Origin of the sequence: Enterobacter sp. Ap-867 (assembly GCF_011752855.1) — a bacterium.
GTDB lineage: Bacteria > Pseudomonadota > Gammaproteobacteria > Enterobacterales > Enterobacteriaceae > Cedecea.
The window spans coordinates 40,702-57,351 of the sequence record NZ_VWWS01000001.1; the positions used below are offsets into that span (position 1 = coordinate 40,702).

A 16,650-nucleotide genomic window follows, 5' to 3' on the forward strand; every position below is an offset into this window, starting at 1 on the left:
AGCATCTGAGCGAATTATAAATTCCATTATAGAGCAATGTTGCCGAATTAAATATTCTGTTGTGTTCAACCTGCCAGCCAGTAAGGCACGCGGAAAATCGCGGGGCTATCTGTTAGGCTTTAGCTGGCGTTGTTTCGTGAACGCGAGTCCAAAAGGAGCCTGAATTGACAACCCATCACCCGCGCCGCGTCGTCTTTTTTGACCTGGATGGCACCCTGCATCAGCAGGACATGTTCGGCAGCTTCCTGTTTTATCTCCTGCGCCGCCTGCCGCTGAACGTGCCGTTGGTTATTATGTTGCTGCCGCTGATTGGCGGCATGATGCTGATCAAAGGCAGCGCGGCCCGCCAGCCGATGAGCCTGCTGTTATGGGGCATCACGTTTGGGCGCAGCGAGGCCCGGCTTCAGCGGCTACAAAGCGAGTTTGTCGCCTGGTTCCGGCAGAAGGTGAGGGCATTTCCCGTCGTCCAGCAGCGCCTCACGGATTATCTGCACAGCCCGGATGCCGACGTCTGGTTGATTACCGGTTCACCGCAGCCGCTGGTAGAAAAAGTCTATTTTGATACGCCGTGGCTGCCGGAGGTCAAAGTGATTGCCAGCCAGATTGCACGGGCTCACGGCGGCTGGATATTGACCCTGCGCTGTCTGGGCCATGAGAAAGTGGTTCAGCTGGAGCAGCATCTTGGCGCGCCGCTGCGGCTTTACAGCGGCTACAGCGACAGCCATCAGGATAATCCCTTACTCTATTTCTGCGAGCACCGCTGGCGCGTCACGCCTCAGGGGGAACTGCAGCAGCTTGAGTGAGGCGTTTTGAATCCGTTAAGCGGTGTGTATAATGCGCCGCCCACTTTTGCCGCGGAGAGCATTGTGTCAGACACAGAATTTACCCATGAACACTGGATGCGCCACGCCCTGACCCTCGCTCAACGAGCCTGGGATGAAGGCGAAGTGCCCGTCGGTGCGGTGCTGGTACACAATAATCAGGTCATAGGTGAAGGCTGGAATCGCCCTATAGGTCGCCACGATCCTACGGCTCACGCGGAGATCATGGCGCTGCGTCAGGGCGGTCTGGTACTGCAAAATTACCGTCTGCTGGATACCACGCTCTATGTCACGCTCGAACCTTGCGTCATGTGCGCGGGGGCGATGGTGCATAGCCGCATTGGCCATTTAGTGTTTGGGGCGCGTGACGCTAAAACCGGGGCGATAGGCTCGCTGATGGACGTGCTCGGCCACCCCGGCATGAACCATCAGGTGCAGGTCAGTGAAGGGGTGCTCGCGACAGAGTGCTCAGCCATGCTGAGCGATTTTTTTCGTGCTCGTCGCCTGGAGAAAAAGGCCCTAAAGGAAAAGGCCCGTAAGACGGACTAGTCAGCTCCACCGGGGCAACCGCAGGGTAAGCCTCGGCAAATTTATCAGCCTGGATCGCCTTCTTCTGTTTCTCCTGCAAATACCCTTCCAGACTTAGCTGATACTTGCGGATGTTTTCTACATACGCGTAAGCCTCGTGTCCACGAGCATATCCATAGGTTGTTTTGCTGTAATAAGGCTTCAGGCTCAGCAACGGCAGGCGTGTTTTCACGTCGGCCCAGCTGTCCGGGTTGCCTTTCTGTTTGGCCGTTAGCTGACGGGCATCCAGCATGTGCGCATAGCCCATGTTATAGGCCGCCAGCGCGAACCAGATACGCTCGTACTCCGGTACCGTGGCCGGGACCTTGCTCATCATATCTTTCAGATACCGGCTGCCGCCGCTGATGCTCTGTTCGGCATCCAGCCTGTCGGTGATGCCGAGACTTTGGGCCGTATTTTTTGTCAGCATCATTAACCCGCGCACGCCCGTCGGCGAAGTCGCGTGAGTATCCCAGTGGGATTCCTGATAGGAAATGGCAGCCAGCAGCGGCCAGTCAATGTCGTCGGAGTACTTTTCAAACAGCGGCTGGAGTTCCGGCAAAACGGCATCCACCGCGTTCAGGAAGGTTCGGGTATCGACGTAATCAAAATCGCCAATATGGCCCAGGTATTTCTCCTCAACCCTTGCCAGCGTGCCGTCGCTGCTGATCTTATTATAGAAATCGAGCAGCGCGGCGCTCATGCTGTCGTCGCCATCGCGTTTAGAGAACCAGGTGACCGGTTGTTCATCCGTGACGTCCAGGGCAACGGCCAGTTGAGGATGCACGCGCTGGAAAAGACTGATGGCGATGGAGTCTGAGATGGTAAACGCGATATTGCCGTCAATCACCTGCTGCAAGAGCTGGTTGCTGGTTTGTTTGGCGTCAATGCTCCAGCTCAGGTCGGGGTACTGAGCGTCTTTTAGCTTTTGGAGATCGCTCACCACCGCCTGGCCCGAAGAAAGCACCAGCTGCGATGGCTTGACGCCGCCGAGAGATTTGGGGCGCGGGCTACCCACGCGGTAGACCATCTGCTGTGACACGGAATAATAGGTCGGCCCTGCCTGGTAGTCGCTGCTGCGGCGAGAGTTATACACCAGGCCGGCGGCGAGCAGGTCGGCGTTGTCGTTGTCCAGGTCATCAAACAGCGCGTTAATGTTTGGCCGCACGACCACTAACAGCTTCACGCCCAGGTAGTCTGCAAACTGTTTTGCGAGTTCGTAATCGAGGCCCGTTGCCTTGCCGTTAATTATCGTCCAGGTCAGCGGCGATGAAATGGTACTGACGCGCAAAACCCCCCGCGCTTTGATCGCGGCGATACGGTTTTCGGCCTGATTGAAACCTGGAATGGAGGGCCATAAAGCCACTGCCAGCAACAAGGTGACGATACCGATAAGCAGATAATTAATCTTTATTCTTTTCAAATAGATAACATTCTGCAGCAGGATGAGCCTTAGCCAACAATAACCATGATTTGTCTGAACCCCGTGAGTGAATGAGGCGCATTTTGCGTAAGAAAACGCCAGTAAGCAACTTTTAAGAATATATCGTTTACTTTTCGTGCAATAAAAACTTCTGCTGTTATTTCTACGCAAACGGTTTCGTCGCGGCGGAGGATTCTCTATAATGACGCCCGTTTTCCCCCCTTCGCCCTGAAGACGAGAGATCTTTAATGATGGAAATTCTGCGTGGTTCGCCTGCTCTTTCGGCATTTCGTATTAACAAACTCCTGGCCCGTTTCAACGATGCTGACCTCCCGGTAAGCGATATTTATGCCGAGTATGTTCATTTTGCCGACCTTGAGGCGCCGCTGAACGCTGACGAGCTTGCCCGCCTGCAGCGGCTGTTGAAATATGGTCCAACCCTCGCAGAGCATGCGCCGGAAGGCACCCTGCTGTTGGTGACTCCGCGCCCCGGCACCATCTCCCCCTGGTCTTCAAAAGCTACCGATATCGCCCACAACTGTGACCTGCCGCAGATTAAACGCCTTGAGCGCGGTGTGGCCTGGTATGTTACCGGCAGCACGCTGACCGCTGAGCAGTTGCAGGACGTTGCCGCTCTGCTGCACGACCGCATGATGGAGAGCGTGTTTACCTCTCTGAACGATGCACAGCAGCTGTTTACCCAGCAGCAGCCGGCCCCGGTGCAGAGCGTTGATCTGCTCGGGAAAGGGCGCGATGCGCTGGTGGAAGCGAACATTCGCCTTGGCCTCGCGCTGGCGGAAGACGAAATCGACTACCTGCAGGATGCGTTCAACAAGCTTGGCCGCAACCCGAACGACATTGAACTGTATATGTTTGCTCAGGCGAACTCCGAGCACTGCCGCCATAAGATCTTTAACGCCGACTGGATTATTGACGGGCAGAAGCAGCCGAAGTCGCTGTTCAAAATGATCAAAAACACCTTCGAGAAAACGCCGGATTACGTGCTGTCTGCCTATAAAGACAACGCGGCGGTGATGGAAGGTTCCGCCGTCGGCCGCTTCTTCGCCGACCGTGAAGCAGGGCGCTATGACTTCCACCAGGAAGACGCGCATATCCTGATGAAGGTTGAAACTCACAACCACCCGACCGCTATCTCTCCGTGGCCGGGCGCGGCAACTGGCTCAGGCGGTGAAATCCGCGACGAAGGCGCGACCGGGCGTGGCGCGAAGCCAAAAGCAGGCCTGGTGGGCTTCTCCGTGTCTAACCTGCGTATTCCGGGCTTTGAACAGCCGTGGGAGCAGGATTTCGGCAAGCCAGACCGCATCGTTACCGCGCTGGATATCATGACCGAAGGCCCTCTGGGTGGGGCTGCGTTTAACAACGAATTTGGCCGTCCGGCGCTGACCGGCTACTTCCGTACCTATGAAGAGCAGGTGAACAGCCACAACGGCGTGGAGCTGCGCGGTTACCACAAACCTATCATGCTTGCGGGCGGGATCGGCAACATCCGCGCCGACCACGTCCAGAAGGGCGAAATCACCCCTGGCGCGAAGCTGATTGTGCTGGGCGGCCCGGCAATGAACATCGGCCTGGGCGGCGGGGCGGCTTCGTCAATGGCTTCCGGCCAGTCCGATGCGGATTTAGATTTTGCTTCCGTGCAGCGCGACAACCCTGAAATGGAGCGCCGCTGTCAGGAAGTGATCGACCGCTGCTGGCAGATGGGCGACGACAACCCAATCCTGTTTATCCACGATGTTGGCGCGGGTGGCCTGTCTAACGCCATGCCTGAGCTGGTCAGCGATGGCGGACGCGGTGGCCGCTTCGAGCTGCGCGATATTCTTAACGACGAACCGGGCATGAGTCCGCTCGAAGTCTGGTGTAACGAATCTCAGGAGCGCTATGTGCTGGCCGTTGCGCCAGAGCAGTTGCCGCTGTTTGATGAACTTTGCCGCCGCGAGCGCGCGCCGTATGCGGTGATTGGTGAAGCCACCACCGAACAGCACCTGACGCTCAACGACAGCCACTTTGATAACCAGCCTATCGACATGCCGCTGGACGTGCTGCTGGGCAAAACGCCGAAGATGGAGCGTAACGTTGAGACGCTGAAAGCCAAAGGCGATGCCTTCAACAGCAGCGAAATTTCTATTGCCGATGCGGTGAAACGCGTTCTGCATTTGCCGACCGTGGCTGAAAAAACCTTCCTCGTGACCATCGGTGACCGCACGGTAACCGGCATGGTGTCCCGCGATCAGATGGTTGGCCCGTGGCAGATCCCAGTCGCCAACTGCGCGGTGACTACCGCCAGCCTGGACAGCTACTACGGCGAAGCGATGTCTATCGGTGAACGTGCGCCGGTGGCCCTGCTGGACTTCGCGGCATCCGGTCGTCTGGCCGTGGGCGAAGCCTTAACGAACATCGCCGCGACCCAAATTGGCTCCCTGAAGCGCATTAAACTCTCCGCAAACTGGATGGCCGCAGCCGGTCACCCTGGCGAAGATGCCGGCCTGTATGAAGCGGTGAAGGCCGTTGGCGAAGAACTTTGCCCGGCTCTCGGGATCACCATCCCGGTGGGTAAAGACTCCATGTCGATGAAAACCCGCTGGCAGGAAGGTAACGAGCAGCGCGAGATGACCTCTCCGTTGTCGCTGGTGATCACCGCGTTTGCCCGCGTGGAAGACGTGCGCGGCACCGTGACGCCACAGCTGAGCACCGAAGACAACTCCCTGCTGCTGATCGATTTAGGCAAAGGCCATAACGCGCTGGGCGCGACCGCGCTGTCCCAGGTTTACCGTCAACTGGGCGATAAGCCTGCGGACGTTCGTAGCGTTGAGCAACTGAAAGGTTTCTGGGACGCAATGCAGACACTGGTGGCGGATCGCAAACTGCTGGCCTGGCACGACCGTTCCGACGGTGGGCTGCTGGTGACGCTGGCGGAAATGGCCTTTACCGGCCACTGCGGCGTTGAGGTTGATATCGCCGGTCTCGGTAACGATCGCCTTGCTGCATTGTTTAACGAAGAGCTGGGCGGCGTGATCCAGGTTCGCGCTGAGGAGCGCGCAGCCGTTGAGGCGCTGCTGGCTAAGCATGGCCTGGCTGACTGCGTGCATTACCTCGGTAAAGCTGTCGAAGGCGACCGCTTCACTATTAGCGCTGACGGGCACGCTGTGTTCAGCGAAAGCCGCACCACGCTGCGTATGTGGTGGGCAGAAACCACCTGGCAGATGCAGCGTCTGCGTGACAATCCAGACTGCGCGGATGAAGAGCACAACGCCAAGGCGAACGATAACGATCCTGGCCTGAACGTGAAGCTGAGCTTCGATATCAAAGAAGATATTGCTGCGCCGTTTATCGCGACGGGCGCTCGTCCTAAAGTGGCCATCCTGCGTGAGCAGGGCGTTAACTCCCACGTTGAGATGGCGGCCGCCTTCCACCGTGCGGGCTTTGACGCCATCGACGTGCATATGAGCGACCTGCTGGCGGGCCGTACCGGGCTGGAAAGCTTCCATACGCTGGTGGCGTGCGGCGGCTTCTCTTATGGTGACGTGCTGGGCGCGGGTGAAGGTTGGGCGAAGTCCATCCTGTTCAACGCTCGCGTGCGCGATGAGTTTGAAACCTTCTTCCATCGCCCGGAAACGTTGGCGCTTGGCGTTTGTAATGGCTGCCAGATGATGTCTAACCTGCGTGAGCTGATCCCAGGCAGTGATTTGTGGCCGCGCTTCGTGCGTAACCAGTCCGATCGCTTTGAAGCGCGCTTCAGCCTGGTTGAGGTGACCTCCAGCCCGTCGCTGCTGCTGCAGGGCATGGCCGGTTCCCATATGCCTATCGCGGTTTCTCACGGCGAAGGTCGTGTGGAAGTGCGTGATGCCGCTCATCTCGCCGCGCTTGAAAGCAAAGGGCTGGTGGCGCTGCGCTTCGTGGATAACTTCGCGAACGTGACCGAGACCTACCCGGCTAACCCGAACGGTTCGCCGAACGGCATCACCGCGGTGAGCAACGAAAGCGGGCGCGTGACCATCATGATGCCGCACCCTGAGCGTGTGTTCCGTACCGTGAGTAATTCCTGGCACCCGGCAGAGTGGGGCGAAGACAGCCCGTGGATGCGTATTTTCCGCAACGCACGTAAGCAACTGGGCTGATTACCCTCACCCCGACCCTCTCCCTAAAGGGAGAGGGGGAAAACAGCAGGCAGGCTCCGATCCAGTCCCCTGGCTTTTAGAGGGTGGGAAAACAGCAGGCAGGCTCCGATCCAGTTCCCTCTCCCCTTTGGGGAGAGGGCCAGGGCGAGGGGCTTTTTTTGTCACTAAACCCCGACACCTTCACTTTTAAAGTGTCGCTAAAAAGAGACATTTAACTCATTGATTTTTAATGATGTAATTGACTGGGTTAAAGAGTGTTGTGAAATGGCGACATAGAGAACAAAAAATACGCACAATATATCCTCCTGCATCCCTTCGTAATTATATTTAAAACAATGAGTTAAATTTAAACTTGTAAAGTTGGCATGATATCTGCTTAATAACGCTCAGTGGCTCATTCAATCTCTTATGTCAGCGTCTTTTCAGACAGACTACATAAACCGCCGAATGACGCACAAAAAGGTGCCTGCCGTCCGATTTTTGATAAATGCCTTTCGGCTTATCATGCTCCGGGCGAAACGTTGAGTAAGGCGCCGCCTAATTCCTAAACAAAGGCAGGGTTTTTGACCCTGCCTTTGTTGTTTCCGGGAATCGCACCTTTCCACCACGCGCAATCGCGGCTAGCATCGTGTCATACAGGTAATGTGAGATGAAGCTATTGAACCAGTGGCATTTTTTCCCTCGATCTTTGCGCCAGCTTGTCATGATGGCCTTTTTATTGGTGCTCGTACCGCTGCTGGTGCTTGCGTGGCAGGCGTGGCAAAGCCTTAACGCCCTGAGCGCTCAGGCCGCGTTGACCAACCGCACCACGTTGACCGATGCCCGCCGCAGTGAAGCGATGACTAATGTCGCGCTGGAAATGGAGCGGAGCTACCGTCAATATTGCGTGCTCGATGACTCACGTCTTGCCCAGCTGTATCAGGGGCAGCGTCAGCGCTATGCTCAAATGCTTGAAGCCCACGCCTCCGTATTACCCGATCCGAAACTCTACCAATCGCTCAGCCAGTCTTTGAGCGATCTGGCTGAACTCAAATGTAAAAACAGCGGGCCGGAAGCGCCTGCGGCAAACCAACTGGAACAATTCGCCTCAACCAATGCAGAGATGGTGCAGGCCACGCGGGCGGTGGTGTTCTCTCGTGGACAGCAGCTGCAGCAGGAAATTGCTGAGCGAGGCCAGTTCTTCGGCTGGCAGGCCTTGGTGCTGTTTCTGCTCAGCCTGGGGCTGGTCATCATCTTCACCCGCATGATTATCGGCCCGGTTAAAGGCATCGAACGGATGATTAACCGGCTGGGGGAAGGGCGTTCGCTGGGCAACAGCGAGGTCTTTAAAGGGCCGCGTGAGCTGCGTTCCGTTGGGCAGCGCATTGTCTGGTTAAGCGAACGCCTGTCCTGGCTTGAATCCCAGCGCCACGAGTTCCTCCGCCATCTTTCCCATGAATTAAAAACGCCGCTCGCCAGTATGAGAGAGGGGACTGAACTGCTTGCTGACCAGGTTGCCGGGCCGCTCAATGCCGACCAAAAAGAGGTCGTCGCTATCCTGGACAACAGCAGCCGCCACCTGCAAAAGCTGATTGAACAACTGCTGGACTATAACCGCAAGCTGGCGGACGGAACGGTAACGCTGGAAAGGGTCGAACTGGCCCCGATTGTGGAGATGGTTATCTCTGCCCACAGTCTGCCGGCGAGGGCTAAAATGATGCATACCGACATTCAATTGAGCCCAAAAGCCTGCCTCGCAGAGGCGACGCTGCTGATGAGCGTACTGGATAATCTCTACTCCAATGCGGTGCACTATGGCAGTGAATCCGGTACCATTTATCTCCGGAGTTTGCAGGTGGGCACGATACTGTACATTGAGGTCGCGAATACCGGCGAGCCGATTCCGGCCACGGAACAAGAGATGATTTTTGAGCCTTTCTTCCAGGGTAGCCACCAGCGGAAGGGCTCCGTAAAGGGAAGTGGGCTGGGGTTAAGTATCGCCAGGGATTGCATTCGACGTATGCACGGAAAACTTAGCCTGATCAACGCTAACAGCGCGGAAGTGTGCTTCCGTATCGAATTACCGGTTTTCCCTGAGAATGATTAAAACGATGAAAGTACTTTTATTGCGTGAACCGCGCCGCGGGTCTTTGACTCGCCTGATTTGCTGGGTATCTGGGGCGCTGGTTGGCGCGACGCTGTTGACAGGCTGCGCCCCCGCAAGGGTGTCCAGCAGCCTGGATGAGGCCCACAAACCGCATATTCCAGAACAACAAATCCCTGATTACCTGTCCACGGACTGCACCGAAATATGGGATCTCACGGGGCATGACGTCAGCAGTAACCCGCTTTACTGGCTTCGCGGTATGGATTGCGCCCAGCGCCTGTCACCGGCAGAAGCCCGCGCGGAAGCCCGCCAGTGGCCAGCGGAAACCTGGCAGGACACGTTTAAGCGCGGCATTTTGCTGTCTACGGCTAAAATTACCCCGACCGAGCGCCGCCGCTACATGACCCAGCTCGAGACCATGACCAGCGAAGTGCCTGTGCAGGTACGTTCTCTGTTTGAGATTTGGCGCGACGGGCAACAGTCTCAGCTTAAACTCTCGGATGAGCGCACGCGCTACAGCAAGCTGCAGCAGTCAACCGACGGCGAGCTGGATACGCTGCGAGAGCAGCAGCAGCGCCTTCGCAGCCAGCTCGATCTCACTACGCGCAAGCTGGAAAATCTGACCGACATTGAGCGTCAGCTTTCCAGCCGCAAGCCGGGAAGCAATCTGGTGCCCGGCACGCACAGCACGGATGACAATGACGACGACGATAGCGGCGCTTCAAACAAATCGCAGCCGGAGGCAAAACCATGACGCAAAGGAAACCCGCGCGCTTACTATTAGTGGATGATGATCCCGGCCTGTTAAAGCTGCTGGGAATGCGCCTGTCGAGCGAGGGCTATACGGTCACCACGGCTGAAAGCGGGGCTGAGGGGCTGAAAGTCCTGGCACGGGAAAAAATCGACCTGGTGATAAGCGATCTCAGGATGGACGAAATGGACGGCATGGCGCTGTTCGCGGAGATCCAAAAAGGCCAGCCGGGGATGCCGGTGATCATCCTGACTGCGCACGGTTCTATTCCTGACGCGGTGGCGGCGACCCAGCAGGGTGTATTCAGCTTCCTCACCAAACCGGTGGACAGAGACGCACTTTATCAGGCCATCGACAACGCGCTTGAGCATACCGTCATCGCTGGCGATGACATGTGGCGCGACACCATTGTGACCCGCAGCCCGATTATGCAGCGTTTACTCGAGCAGGCACGCATGGTGGCGCAGTCGGACGTCAGCGTGTTGATTAACGGCCAAAGCGGCACCGGGAAAGAGATTCTGGCCCAGGCGATACACAACGCCAGCCCGCGCAGCAAAAAAGCGTTTATTGCGATTAACTGTGGCGCGCTGCCTGAACAGTTGCTTGAGTCAGAGCTGTTCGGCCACGCTCGCGGAGCCTTTACCGGGGCGGTGAGCAGCCGCGAAGGCCTGTTCCAGGCGGCAGAAGGTGGAACGCTATTTCTGGATGAGATCGGCGATATGCCTATCCCGCTGCAGGTTAAGCTGCTGCGCGTTTTGCAGGAGCGAAAAGTTCGCCCGCTGGGCAGCAACCGCGATCTGGACATCGACGTGCGGATTATCTCCGCCACGCACCGGGACTTGCCGAAAGCCATGGAGCGCGGGGAGTTTCGTGAAGACCTCTTCTACCGCCTCAACGTTGTGAACCTGAAAATTCCTGCGTTGCATGAACGTGCCGAAGATATTCCGCTGCTGGCGAATCATTTGTTACGCCAGTCCGCCGACAGGCATAAACCTTTCGTTCGGAGTTTCTCCACCGACGCCATGAAGCGGTTGATGACCGCAAGCTGGCCGGGCAACGTACGTCAGCTAGTGAACGTGATTGAGCAGTGCGTGGCGCTGACCTCAGCCCCGGTGATTGGCGAAGCGCTGGTGGAGCAGGCGCTGGAAGGCGAAAACACCGCCTTGCCGACATTTGTCGAAGCCCGTAACCAGTTCGAACTAAACTATCTGCGTAAGCTGCTGCAAATTACCAAAGGAAATGTCACCCATGCCGCACGCATGGCGGGGCGTAACCGAACTGAATTCTATAAATTACTGGCCAGGCATGAACTCGAGGCCAATGACTTTAAAGAGTAGGCTGTGGTAGTGTGAGCAACCGATTACTAACAGTACAAAACGCCGCGCGGGGACACCGGTAATACCATGAAAAAAATTGATGCGATTATTAAACCTTTCAAACTGGATGATGTGCGCGAAGCGCTGGCTGAAGTGGGCATTACCGGCATGACGGTGACGGAAGTCAAAGGTTTTGGCCGTCAGAAAGGGCATACCGAGCTGTACCGCGGTGCCGAATACATGGTGGACTTTCTGCCGAAAGTAAAAATTGAAATTGTGGTGACCGACGATATCGTTGATACCTGCGTGGACACCATTATCCGTACGGCCCAGACCGGCAAGATCGGTGACGGTAAGATTTTCGTGTTTGATGTGGCGCGCGTGGTGCGTATTCGTACCGGCGAAGAAGACGACGCGGCGATTTGATTTAGATTTTTCCCCTCACCCCGGCCTCGCCCCTTTGGGGAGAGGCCGGGGTGAGGGGCATCCGTACTAAACTACATCACCTTGTGCGGGCCAAAGCACTCATAGTGAATGCTGTCTTTATTCACGCCAATCTTCACCAGCTGTTCCGCCGCAAAACGCATAAAGTTGATCGGGCCGCAGAGATAGAACTGCATCGCCGGATCGCTTAACTTCCCTTCGATTTCCAGCAGATTCATCAGTCCTTCACGGTCAAAGCGCGCCTGAGCACGATCCTCTGCGGAGGGTTCACGGTACCAGACGTGGCTTTCAAATTTCGGCAACTGAGCGCCAAGCCCTGCCACTTCTTCGCTAAACGCATGCACATCCCCGTGCTCGGCGGCGTGCAGCCAGTTGACCTGTGCCTGATGGCCGCCGTTCGCCAGCGTGTCCAGCATCGAGAGCATCGGCGTCTGGCCGACGCCTGCGGAAATCAGCGTTACCGGCGTGTTCGATTTTACGTCCATAAAGAAGTCGCCTGCCGGTGAAGCCAGATGCACCCGATCCCCCGCCTGAGCATGATTGTGCAGCCAGTTTGAGACCATACCTTTCTCTTCACGCTTCACGGCAATGCGATAACTTTTCCCGTTCGGCTGGCGGGTCAAAGAGTACTGACGAATTTCCTGATGCGGGAAACCAACAGGTTTCAGCCAGACGCCGAGGTATTGCCCCGGCTGATAATCTGCCACCGGGCCGCCGTCTAACGGGGCAAGTTCGAAGCTGGTGATCAGTGAGCTTTGCTCTTTTTTCTCTACGATAGTGAAGGGACGCGTGCCTTCCCAGCCACCCTGCTTAGCGGCGTTATCCTGGTAAATTTCTGATTCACGGTTAATAAAGACCTGCGCCAGAACGCCGTAGGCTTTTCCCCATGCGTCCAGCACTTCCTGCCCCGGGCTGAACAGCTCGTCTAACGTCGCCAGCAGATGGCCGCCCACAATGTTGTACTGCTCCGGTTTAATCTGGAAGGTAGTGTGTTTCTGGGCGATTTTCTCTACCGCGGGCAGCAGGGCGGCCAGATTTTCGATGTTGGAAGCATAGGCGCAAATGGCGTTGAACAGCGCTTCACGCTGGTCACCGTTGCGCTGGTTGCTCATGTTAAAGATCTCTTTCAGCTCAGGGTTGTGGCTGAACATGCGCTCATAAAAGTGGGCGGTAAGTTTAGGCCCGGTCGCGGCCAGCAGAGGGATGGTCGACTTAACAACGGCGATGGTTTGTGCGTCTAGCATGGCGGTCTCCATAAACAGCGTAGTGTATAAATTGCATTTTAAATGCATCTTATAGAAATGGCCTTATGTTGTAAATGGGTTATCGTTGTTAACGACTGAGCTCACAGAACGTGAAAAATACGCATAGTATTGATGAAGAAATATCCGGCAAAGAGATGCAGGGTTTATTGCGTTGAAGCCTTATTTCATGCCTGGGTAATCGTTTGCGTAAAAACCTCTGTCAAGCCCTATCACCCGAAAGGGTTTCGGTTTACACTGTTGCCCGTCGCCCAAATGGGCCCCCTCATTGCAGTAAAATTTTTACCGTTAGCTGAGTCAGGAGATGCGAATGTTAAAGCGTGAAATGAACATTGCCGATTATGATGCCGAACTGTGGCAGGCCATGGAGCAAGAGAAAGTACGTCAGGAAGAGCACATTGAACTGATCGCCTCCGAAAACTACACCAGCCCGCGCGTGATGCAGGCTCAGGGTTCTCAGCTGACAAACAAATATGCTGAAGGTTACCCAGGCAAGCGCTACTACGGCGGTTGCGAGTACGTGGACATCGTCGAGCAGCTGGCTATCGACCGTGCAAAAGAGCTGTTTGGCGCAGACTATGCGAACGTGCAGCCACACTCCGGTTCCCAGGCTAACTTTGCGGTATACACCGCGCTGCTGCAGCCGGGCGATACCGTGCTGGGCATGAACCTGGCGCAGGGCGGCCACCTGACTCACGGCTCCCCGGTTAACTTCTCCGGCAAGCTGTACAACATCATTCCTTACGGTATTGATGAGTCAGGTAAAATTGACTACGAAGACATGGCGAAGCAGGCTAAAGAGCACAAGCCGAAGATGATCATCGGCGGCTTCTCTGCCTACTCCGGCGTGGTTGACTGGGCTAAGATGCGCGAAATCGCAGACAGCATCGGCGCTTACCTGTTCGTTGACATGGCGCACGTTGCGGGCCTGATTGCCGCAGACGTTTACCCGAACCCGGTGCCACACGCGCACGTTGTCACCACCACCACCCACAAAACCCTGGCGGGTCCACGCGGTGGCCTGATCCTGGCGAAGGGCGGCGACGAAGATCTCTACAAGAAACTGAACTCTGCTGTATTCCCAAGCGCGCAGGGCGGCCCGCTGATGCACGTTATCGCGGCCAAGGCTGTGGCGCTGAAAGAAGCGATGGAGCCTGAGTTCAAGGTTTACCAGCAGCAGGTTGCGAAAAATGCCAAAGCGATGGTGGAAGTGTTCCTGAACCGTGGCTACAAAGTGGTTTCCGGCGGGACTGAAAACCACCTGTTCCTGCTGGATCTGGTTAATAAAAACCTGACCGGTAAAGAAGCTGACGCTGCCCTGGGACGCGCCAACATCACCGTGAACAAAAACAGCGTACCAAACGATCCGAAGAGCCCGTTTGTGACCTCCGGTATCCGTATCGGTTCTCCGGCTGTTACTCGCCGCGGCTTTAAAGAAGCGGAAGTGAAAGAGCTGGCTGGCTGGATGTGTGACGTTCTGGACAACATCAATGACGAAGCGGTTATCGAGCGCGTCAAAGGTAAAGTGCTGGATATCTGTGCCCGCTTCCCGGTTTACGCATAATCGTTAAGCTGAAAAGTTGGAAGGCTCCCAATCGGGAGCCTTTTTTTATTGCTTCTGGCTTAGCGTCAGCCCGACATCCCCGCCGGGATGAACGGCGAGCAGCGTCTCCTTCGAATACCCGCTCTCGCTCATCAGGCAGGCGCAGGCGGCATCAAAAATCGCCAGCGCCAGAATTATCGACGTGGTCGCCAGCATATTCAGAGGATCCATTTCCTGCTTCACGCCGGTAGAAATCACCAGCCTTGCTGCCTGGGCGATGGCTGAATCCGGGTTTTCAGTGACGCTAATGAGCGGGACGTTTCTGGCCGCCAGGCCCGGCAGCAGCCGCGTCAGCTCGTCGGAATTCCCGCCCCGGGAAAGCATGATCATCAGATCGTCCACACGGAGGAACCCTAGATCACCATGCGCCGCATCCGTCGCGCTGAGGTAAATAGCCGGGTGTTCGACGCAGGCCAGCATATGGGCAATTTTCCTCGCGGCGATGCCCGAAGTACCGACGCCGGTGACCACAATCTTACCTTTACAGTTTCTCAGTTCGGCCAGCAAGGCGAGCCACTGCGGCTCGCTTAAATGCTGTTCCAGCGCGGCAAGCTCGCGGCTGCAGGTTGCCCACGCGCTGACGGCCTGCTGCCATGAATGACTCATGCTTCCTCCTGCATCAGCTGGCGGTATTTCATGTGGTCGAGATACATCTCATGGAACACTTTGTATTTGCGGTCGTAGTACTGCTTGATGCGGTTGGTCTGCGGTGTGACCGTTTTGCCAATGCGGCTCATGACCGACATCGCTTCCGGGAAGGAATCAAACACGCCCGCCGCCACCGTGCCCATCATCGCGCTGCCCAGCAGCATCGCCTCGCTCTCTTCCGGCAACAACATCGCGCAGCCGGTGGCGTTGGCGTGCTCCTGAACGAAGATAGGGTTTTTAGTGCCGCCACCGCTCGCCATGATGGTGTCGATGGTGTAGCCGCTGTGGTTCATGGTTTCGATAATATGGCGGGTACCGAGTGCGATAGCCTGAATCGTCGCCAGGTACTGCAGCGCCATATCTTCCGGCGTGCGGGAAAGCTTCAGCCCGCTGATAACGCCGGTTAGCGTCGGGTTGGCGCGCGGCGAACGGTTGCCGTGGAAGTAGGGCAGGATGTGCATATCCTTCGTTAAGAAGGCGATGTTTTCCGGCTCCCCGGCCATTTTACGCAGCAGAGCGTTCAGCAGTTCGTAAATGGTTTGCCCCTGAGTCTTCGCCTGGGCAAGCAGCGTCTCATAGCACGGATGAGACTGAATAATATGGTCGATAAGCGCTCCGGTGGCCGACTGGCCGCCTTCGTTGAGCCAGTAGCCCGGCAGCACGGCGGAGTAGTAAGGCCCCCAAACGCCATTAATAAAACGAGCTTCTTTTGAAATGGCCATATGCCCGGTAGAGGTGCCGCCGATGAGCGCCACGCGGCGGTCAAAGTCTGCCACTTCGCCCGAAACGCCGCAGGCGCCGAGCGTACCGAGCGTGCCGGCATGGGCGTCAATAATCGAGACGCTGACGGCGGTGCCGGCAATCAGCCCCATCTCGCTTGCGGCGCGCTGCGTCAGGCCGTGGCCCAGTGGCTCCCCCATGGTTTTTACATAGCGGCCAATTTTTTCCGCATCGTGCTCCAGAAGATCTTCCAGCCCAATCTGGCGGAAGTAGCTGCTGTCCCATTTGTCTTCGTGGCCCATGTAGGTCCATTTGCAGACGGTGGAGCAGAGCGAGCGGGTATCATCCCCGGTGGCGCGCCAGGTCAGGAAGTCCGGGAGGTCAAAATAGTAACCGGCATTAGACCAGGTATTCGGCATGTGCTGTTTAAGCCAGAGCAATTTTGGCGTTTGCATTTCCGGGGAAATAATCCCGCCCACGTAGTCCAGCACGCGGTGGTGCAGGGCATTAATTCTGTCGGCCTGGGTAATGGCGCGGTGATCCATCCACACAATGATGTTCTGTTCGCTGCGCCCTGAAGGGCTGATGGTCAGCGGCTTACCTTCTTTATCCAGTACCACCAGGGAACAGGTGGCGTCGAATCCCAGCCCTTTTACCTGAATCGGATTAATGTCGGCCTGGTTAACCGCATCCCGCACCGCGTTGCAAACCGCCTGCCAGATATTGTCCGAGGATTGCTCAACGAAGTCCGCCTGTGGGCGGTAAATCTCAATCGCCCGACTTGCCTCGCCAACCATTCTGCCATTCAGGTCAAAGACGCCCGCTCGGGCGCTTCCCGTCCCTACATCCACCCCAATGAAGTAACTCGCCATA

Annotated in this window: 12 protein-coding genes; 8 read left to right on the forward strand and 4 right to left on the reverse strand. The window is 56.6% G+C overall.

Going from position 1 to position 16,650, the window contains the following annotated elements; genetic code table 11:
• Positions 1–164 precede the first annotated feature (164 nt).
• Complete coding sequence (gene yfhb, locus F3J26_RS00250) at positions 165–803, forward strand: phosphatidylglycerophosphatase C (RefSeq protein WP_166990421.1); 639 nt, start codon at positions 165–167, stop codon at positions 801–803.
• A gap of 96 nt (positions 804–899) precedes the next feature.
• Positions 900–1,370 carry a tRNA adenosine(34) deaminase TadA gene (gene tadA / locus F3J26_RS00255; RefSeq protein WP_286175196.1) on the forward strand — a complete coding sequence of 157 codons (471 nt, stop codon included), beginning with the start codon at positions 900–902 and terminating at the stop codon, positions 1,368–1,370.
• Here the strand turns inward: tadA and mltF are convergent.
• Positions 1,261–2,811 (reverse strand): membrane-bound lytic murein transglycosylase MltF, encoded by a 1,551-nt coding sequence (mltF, locus tag F3J26_RS00260; protein WP_166990423.1) that lies wholly within the window; start codon positions 2,809–2,811, stop codon positions 1,261–1,263. The two genes, tadA and mltF, sit on opposite strands and share 110 nt — an antisense overlap.
• Before the next feature lie 248 nt (positions 2,812–3,059).
• On the opposite strand from mltF, the gene purL reads away from it, so the two are divergent.
• From purL to glnB, 5 genes are all read left to right on the forward strand, one after another.
• Complete coding sequence (gene purL / locus F3J26_RS00265) at positions 3,060–6,947, forward strand: phosphoribosylformylglycinamidine synthase (protein ID WP_166990425.1); 3,888 nt, start codon at positions 3,060–3,062, stop codon at positions 6,945–6,947.
• 649 nt (positions 6,948–7,596) lie between these two features.
• Complete coding sequence (locus tag F3J26_RS00270) at positions 7,597–9,033, forward strand: sensor histidine kinase (RefSeq protein WP_166990426.1); 1,437 nt, start codon at positions 7,597–7,599, stop codon at positions 9,031–9,033.
• A gap of 4 nt (positions 9,034–9,037) precedes the next feature.
• Positions 9,038–9,787 carry a two-component system QseEF-associated lipoprotein QseG gene (gene qseG / locus F3J26_RS00275; RefSeq protein ID WP_237717588.1) on the forward strand — a complete coding sequence of 250 codons (750 nt, stop codon included), beginning with the start codon at positions 9,038–9,040 and terminating at the stop codon, positions 9,785–9,787.
• Positions 9,784–11,121, forward strand: a complete 1,338-nt coding sequence (glrR, locus tag F3J26_RS00280; RefSeq protein ID WP_008459460.1) for a two-component system response regulator GlrR — start codon at positions 9,784–9,786, stop codon at positions 11,119–11,121. The genes qseG and glrR overlap by 4 nt, the downstream gene beginning before the upstream one ends.
• A 66-nt stretch (positions 11,122–11,187) precedes the next feature.
• Positions 11,188–11,526 carry a nitrogen regulatory protein P-II gene (gene glnB / locus F3J26_RS00285; protein WP_002438074.1) on the forward strand — a complete coding sequence of 113 codons (339 nt, stop codon included), beginning with the start codon at positions 11,188–11,190 and terminating at the stop codon, positions 11,524–11,526.
• A gap of 71 nt (positions 11,527–11,597) precedes the next feature.
• Here the strand turns inward: glnB and hmpA are convergent, their stop codons facing one another.
• Positions 11,598–12,788, reverse strand: coding sequence for an NO-inducible flavohemoprotein (gene hmpA, locus F3J26_RS00290; protein ID WP_166990428.1), 1,191 nt, complete (start codon positions 12,786–12,788; stop codon positions 11,598–11,600).
• A 328-nt stretch (positions 12,789–13,116) separates the two neighbouring features.
• Here hmpA and glyA point away from each other — a divergent pair, with 328 nt between their 5' ends.
• Complete coding sequence (gene glyA / locus F3J26_RS00295) at positions 13,117–14,370, forward strand: serine hydroxymethyltransferase (protein WP_008459452.1); 1,254 nt, start codon at positions 13,117–13,119, stop codon at positions 14,368–14,370.
• A 45-nt stretch (positions 14,371–14,415) separates the two neighbouring features.
• Here the strand turns inward: glyA and F3J26_RS00300 are convergent, their stop codons facing one another.
• Positions 14,416–15,015, reverse strand: a complete 600-nt coding sequence (locus tag F3J26_RS00300) for an SIS domain-containing protein (protein WP_166990430.1) — start codon at positions 15,013–15,015, stop codon at positions 14,416–14,418.
• Positions 15,012–16,649: an FGGY-family carbohydrate kinase gene (locus F3J26_RS00305; protein WP_008459450.1), complete on the reverse strand. Its 1,638-nt coding sequence runs from the start codon at positions 16,647–16,649 to the stop codon at positions 15,012–15,014. The genes F3J26_RS00300 and F3J26_RS00305 overlap by 4 nt, the downstream gene beginning before the upstream one ends.
• Position 16,650: the final 1 nt, after the last annotated feature.

Excerpts from the sequence above, each read along its gene's own strand:
- tadA (WP_286175196.1), top strand. The coding sequence starts at position 900 with ATGCGCCACGCCCTGACCCTCGCTCAACGAGCCTGGGATGAAGGCGAA.
- purL (WP_166990425.1), top strand. The coding sequence starts at position 3,060 with ATGATGGAAATTCTGCGTGGTTCGCCTGCTCTTTCGGCATTTCGTATT.
- F3J26_RS00270 (WP_166990426.1), top strand. The coding sequence starts at position 7,597 with ATGAAGCTATTGAACCAGTGGCATTTTTTCCCTCGATCTTTGCGCCAG.
- qseG (WP_237717588.1), top strand. The coding sequence starts at position 9,038 with ATGAAAGTACTTTTATTGCGTGAACCGCGCCGCGGGTCTTTGACTCGC.
- glrR (WP_008459460.1), top strand. The coding sequence starts at position 9,784 with ATGACGCAAAGGAAACCCGCGCGCTTACTATTAGTGGATGATGATCCC.
- glnB (WP_002438074.1), top strand. The coding sequence starts at position 11,188 with ATGAAAAAAATTGATGCGATTATTAAACCTTTCAAACTGGATGATGTG.
- hmpA (WP_166990428.1), bottom strand. The coding sequence starts at position 12,788 with ATGCTAGACGCACAAACCATCGCCGTTGTTAAGTCGACCATCCCTCTG.
- glyA (WP_008459452.1), top strand. The coding sequence starts at position 13,117 with ATGTTAAAGCGTGAAATGAACATTGCCGATTATGATGCCGAACTGTGG.
- F3J26_RS00300 (WP_166990430.1), bottom strand. The coding sequence starts at position 15,015 with ATGAGTCATTCATGGCAGCAGGCCGTCAGCGCGTGGGCAACCTGCAGC.
- F3J26_RS00305 (WP_008459450.1), bottom strand. The coding sequence starts at position 16,649 with ATGGCGAGTTACTTCATTGGGGTGGATGTAGGGACGGGAAGCGCCCGA.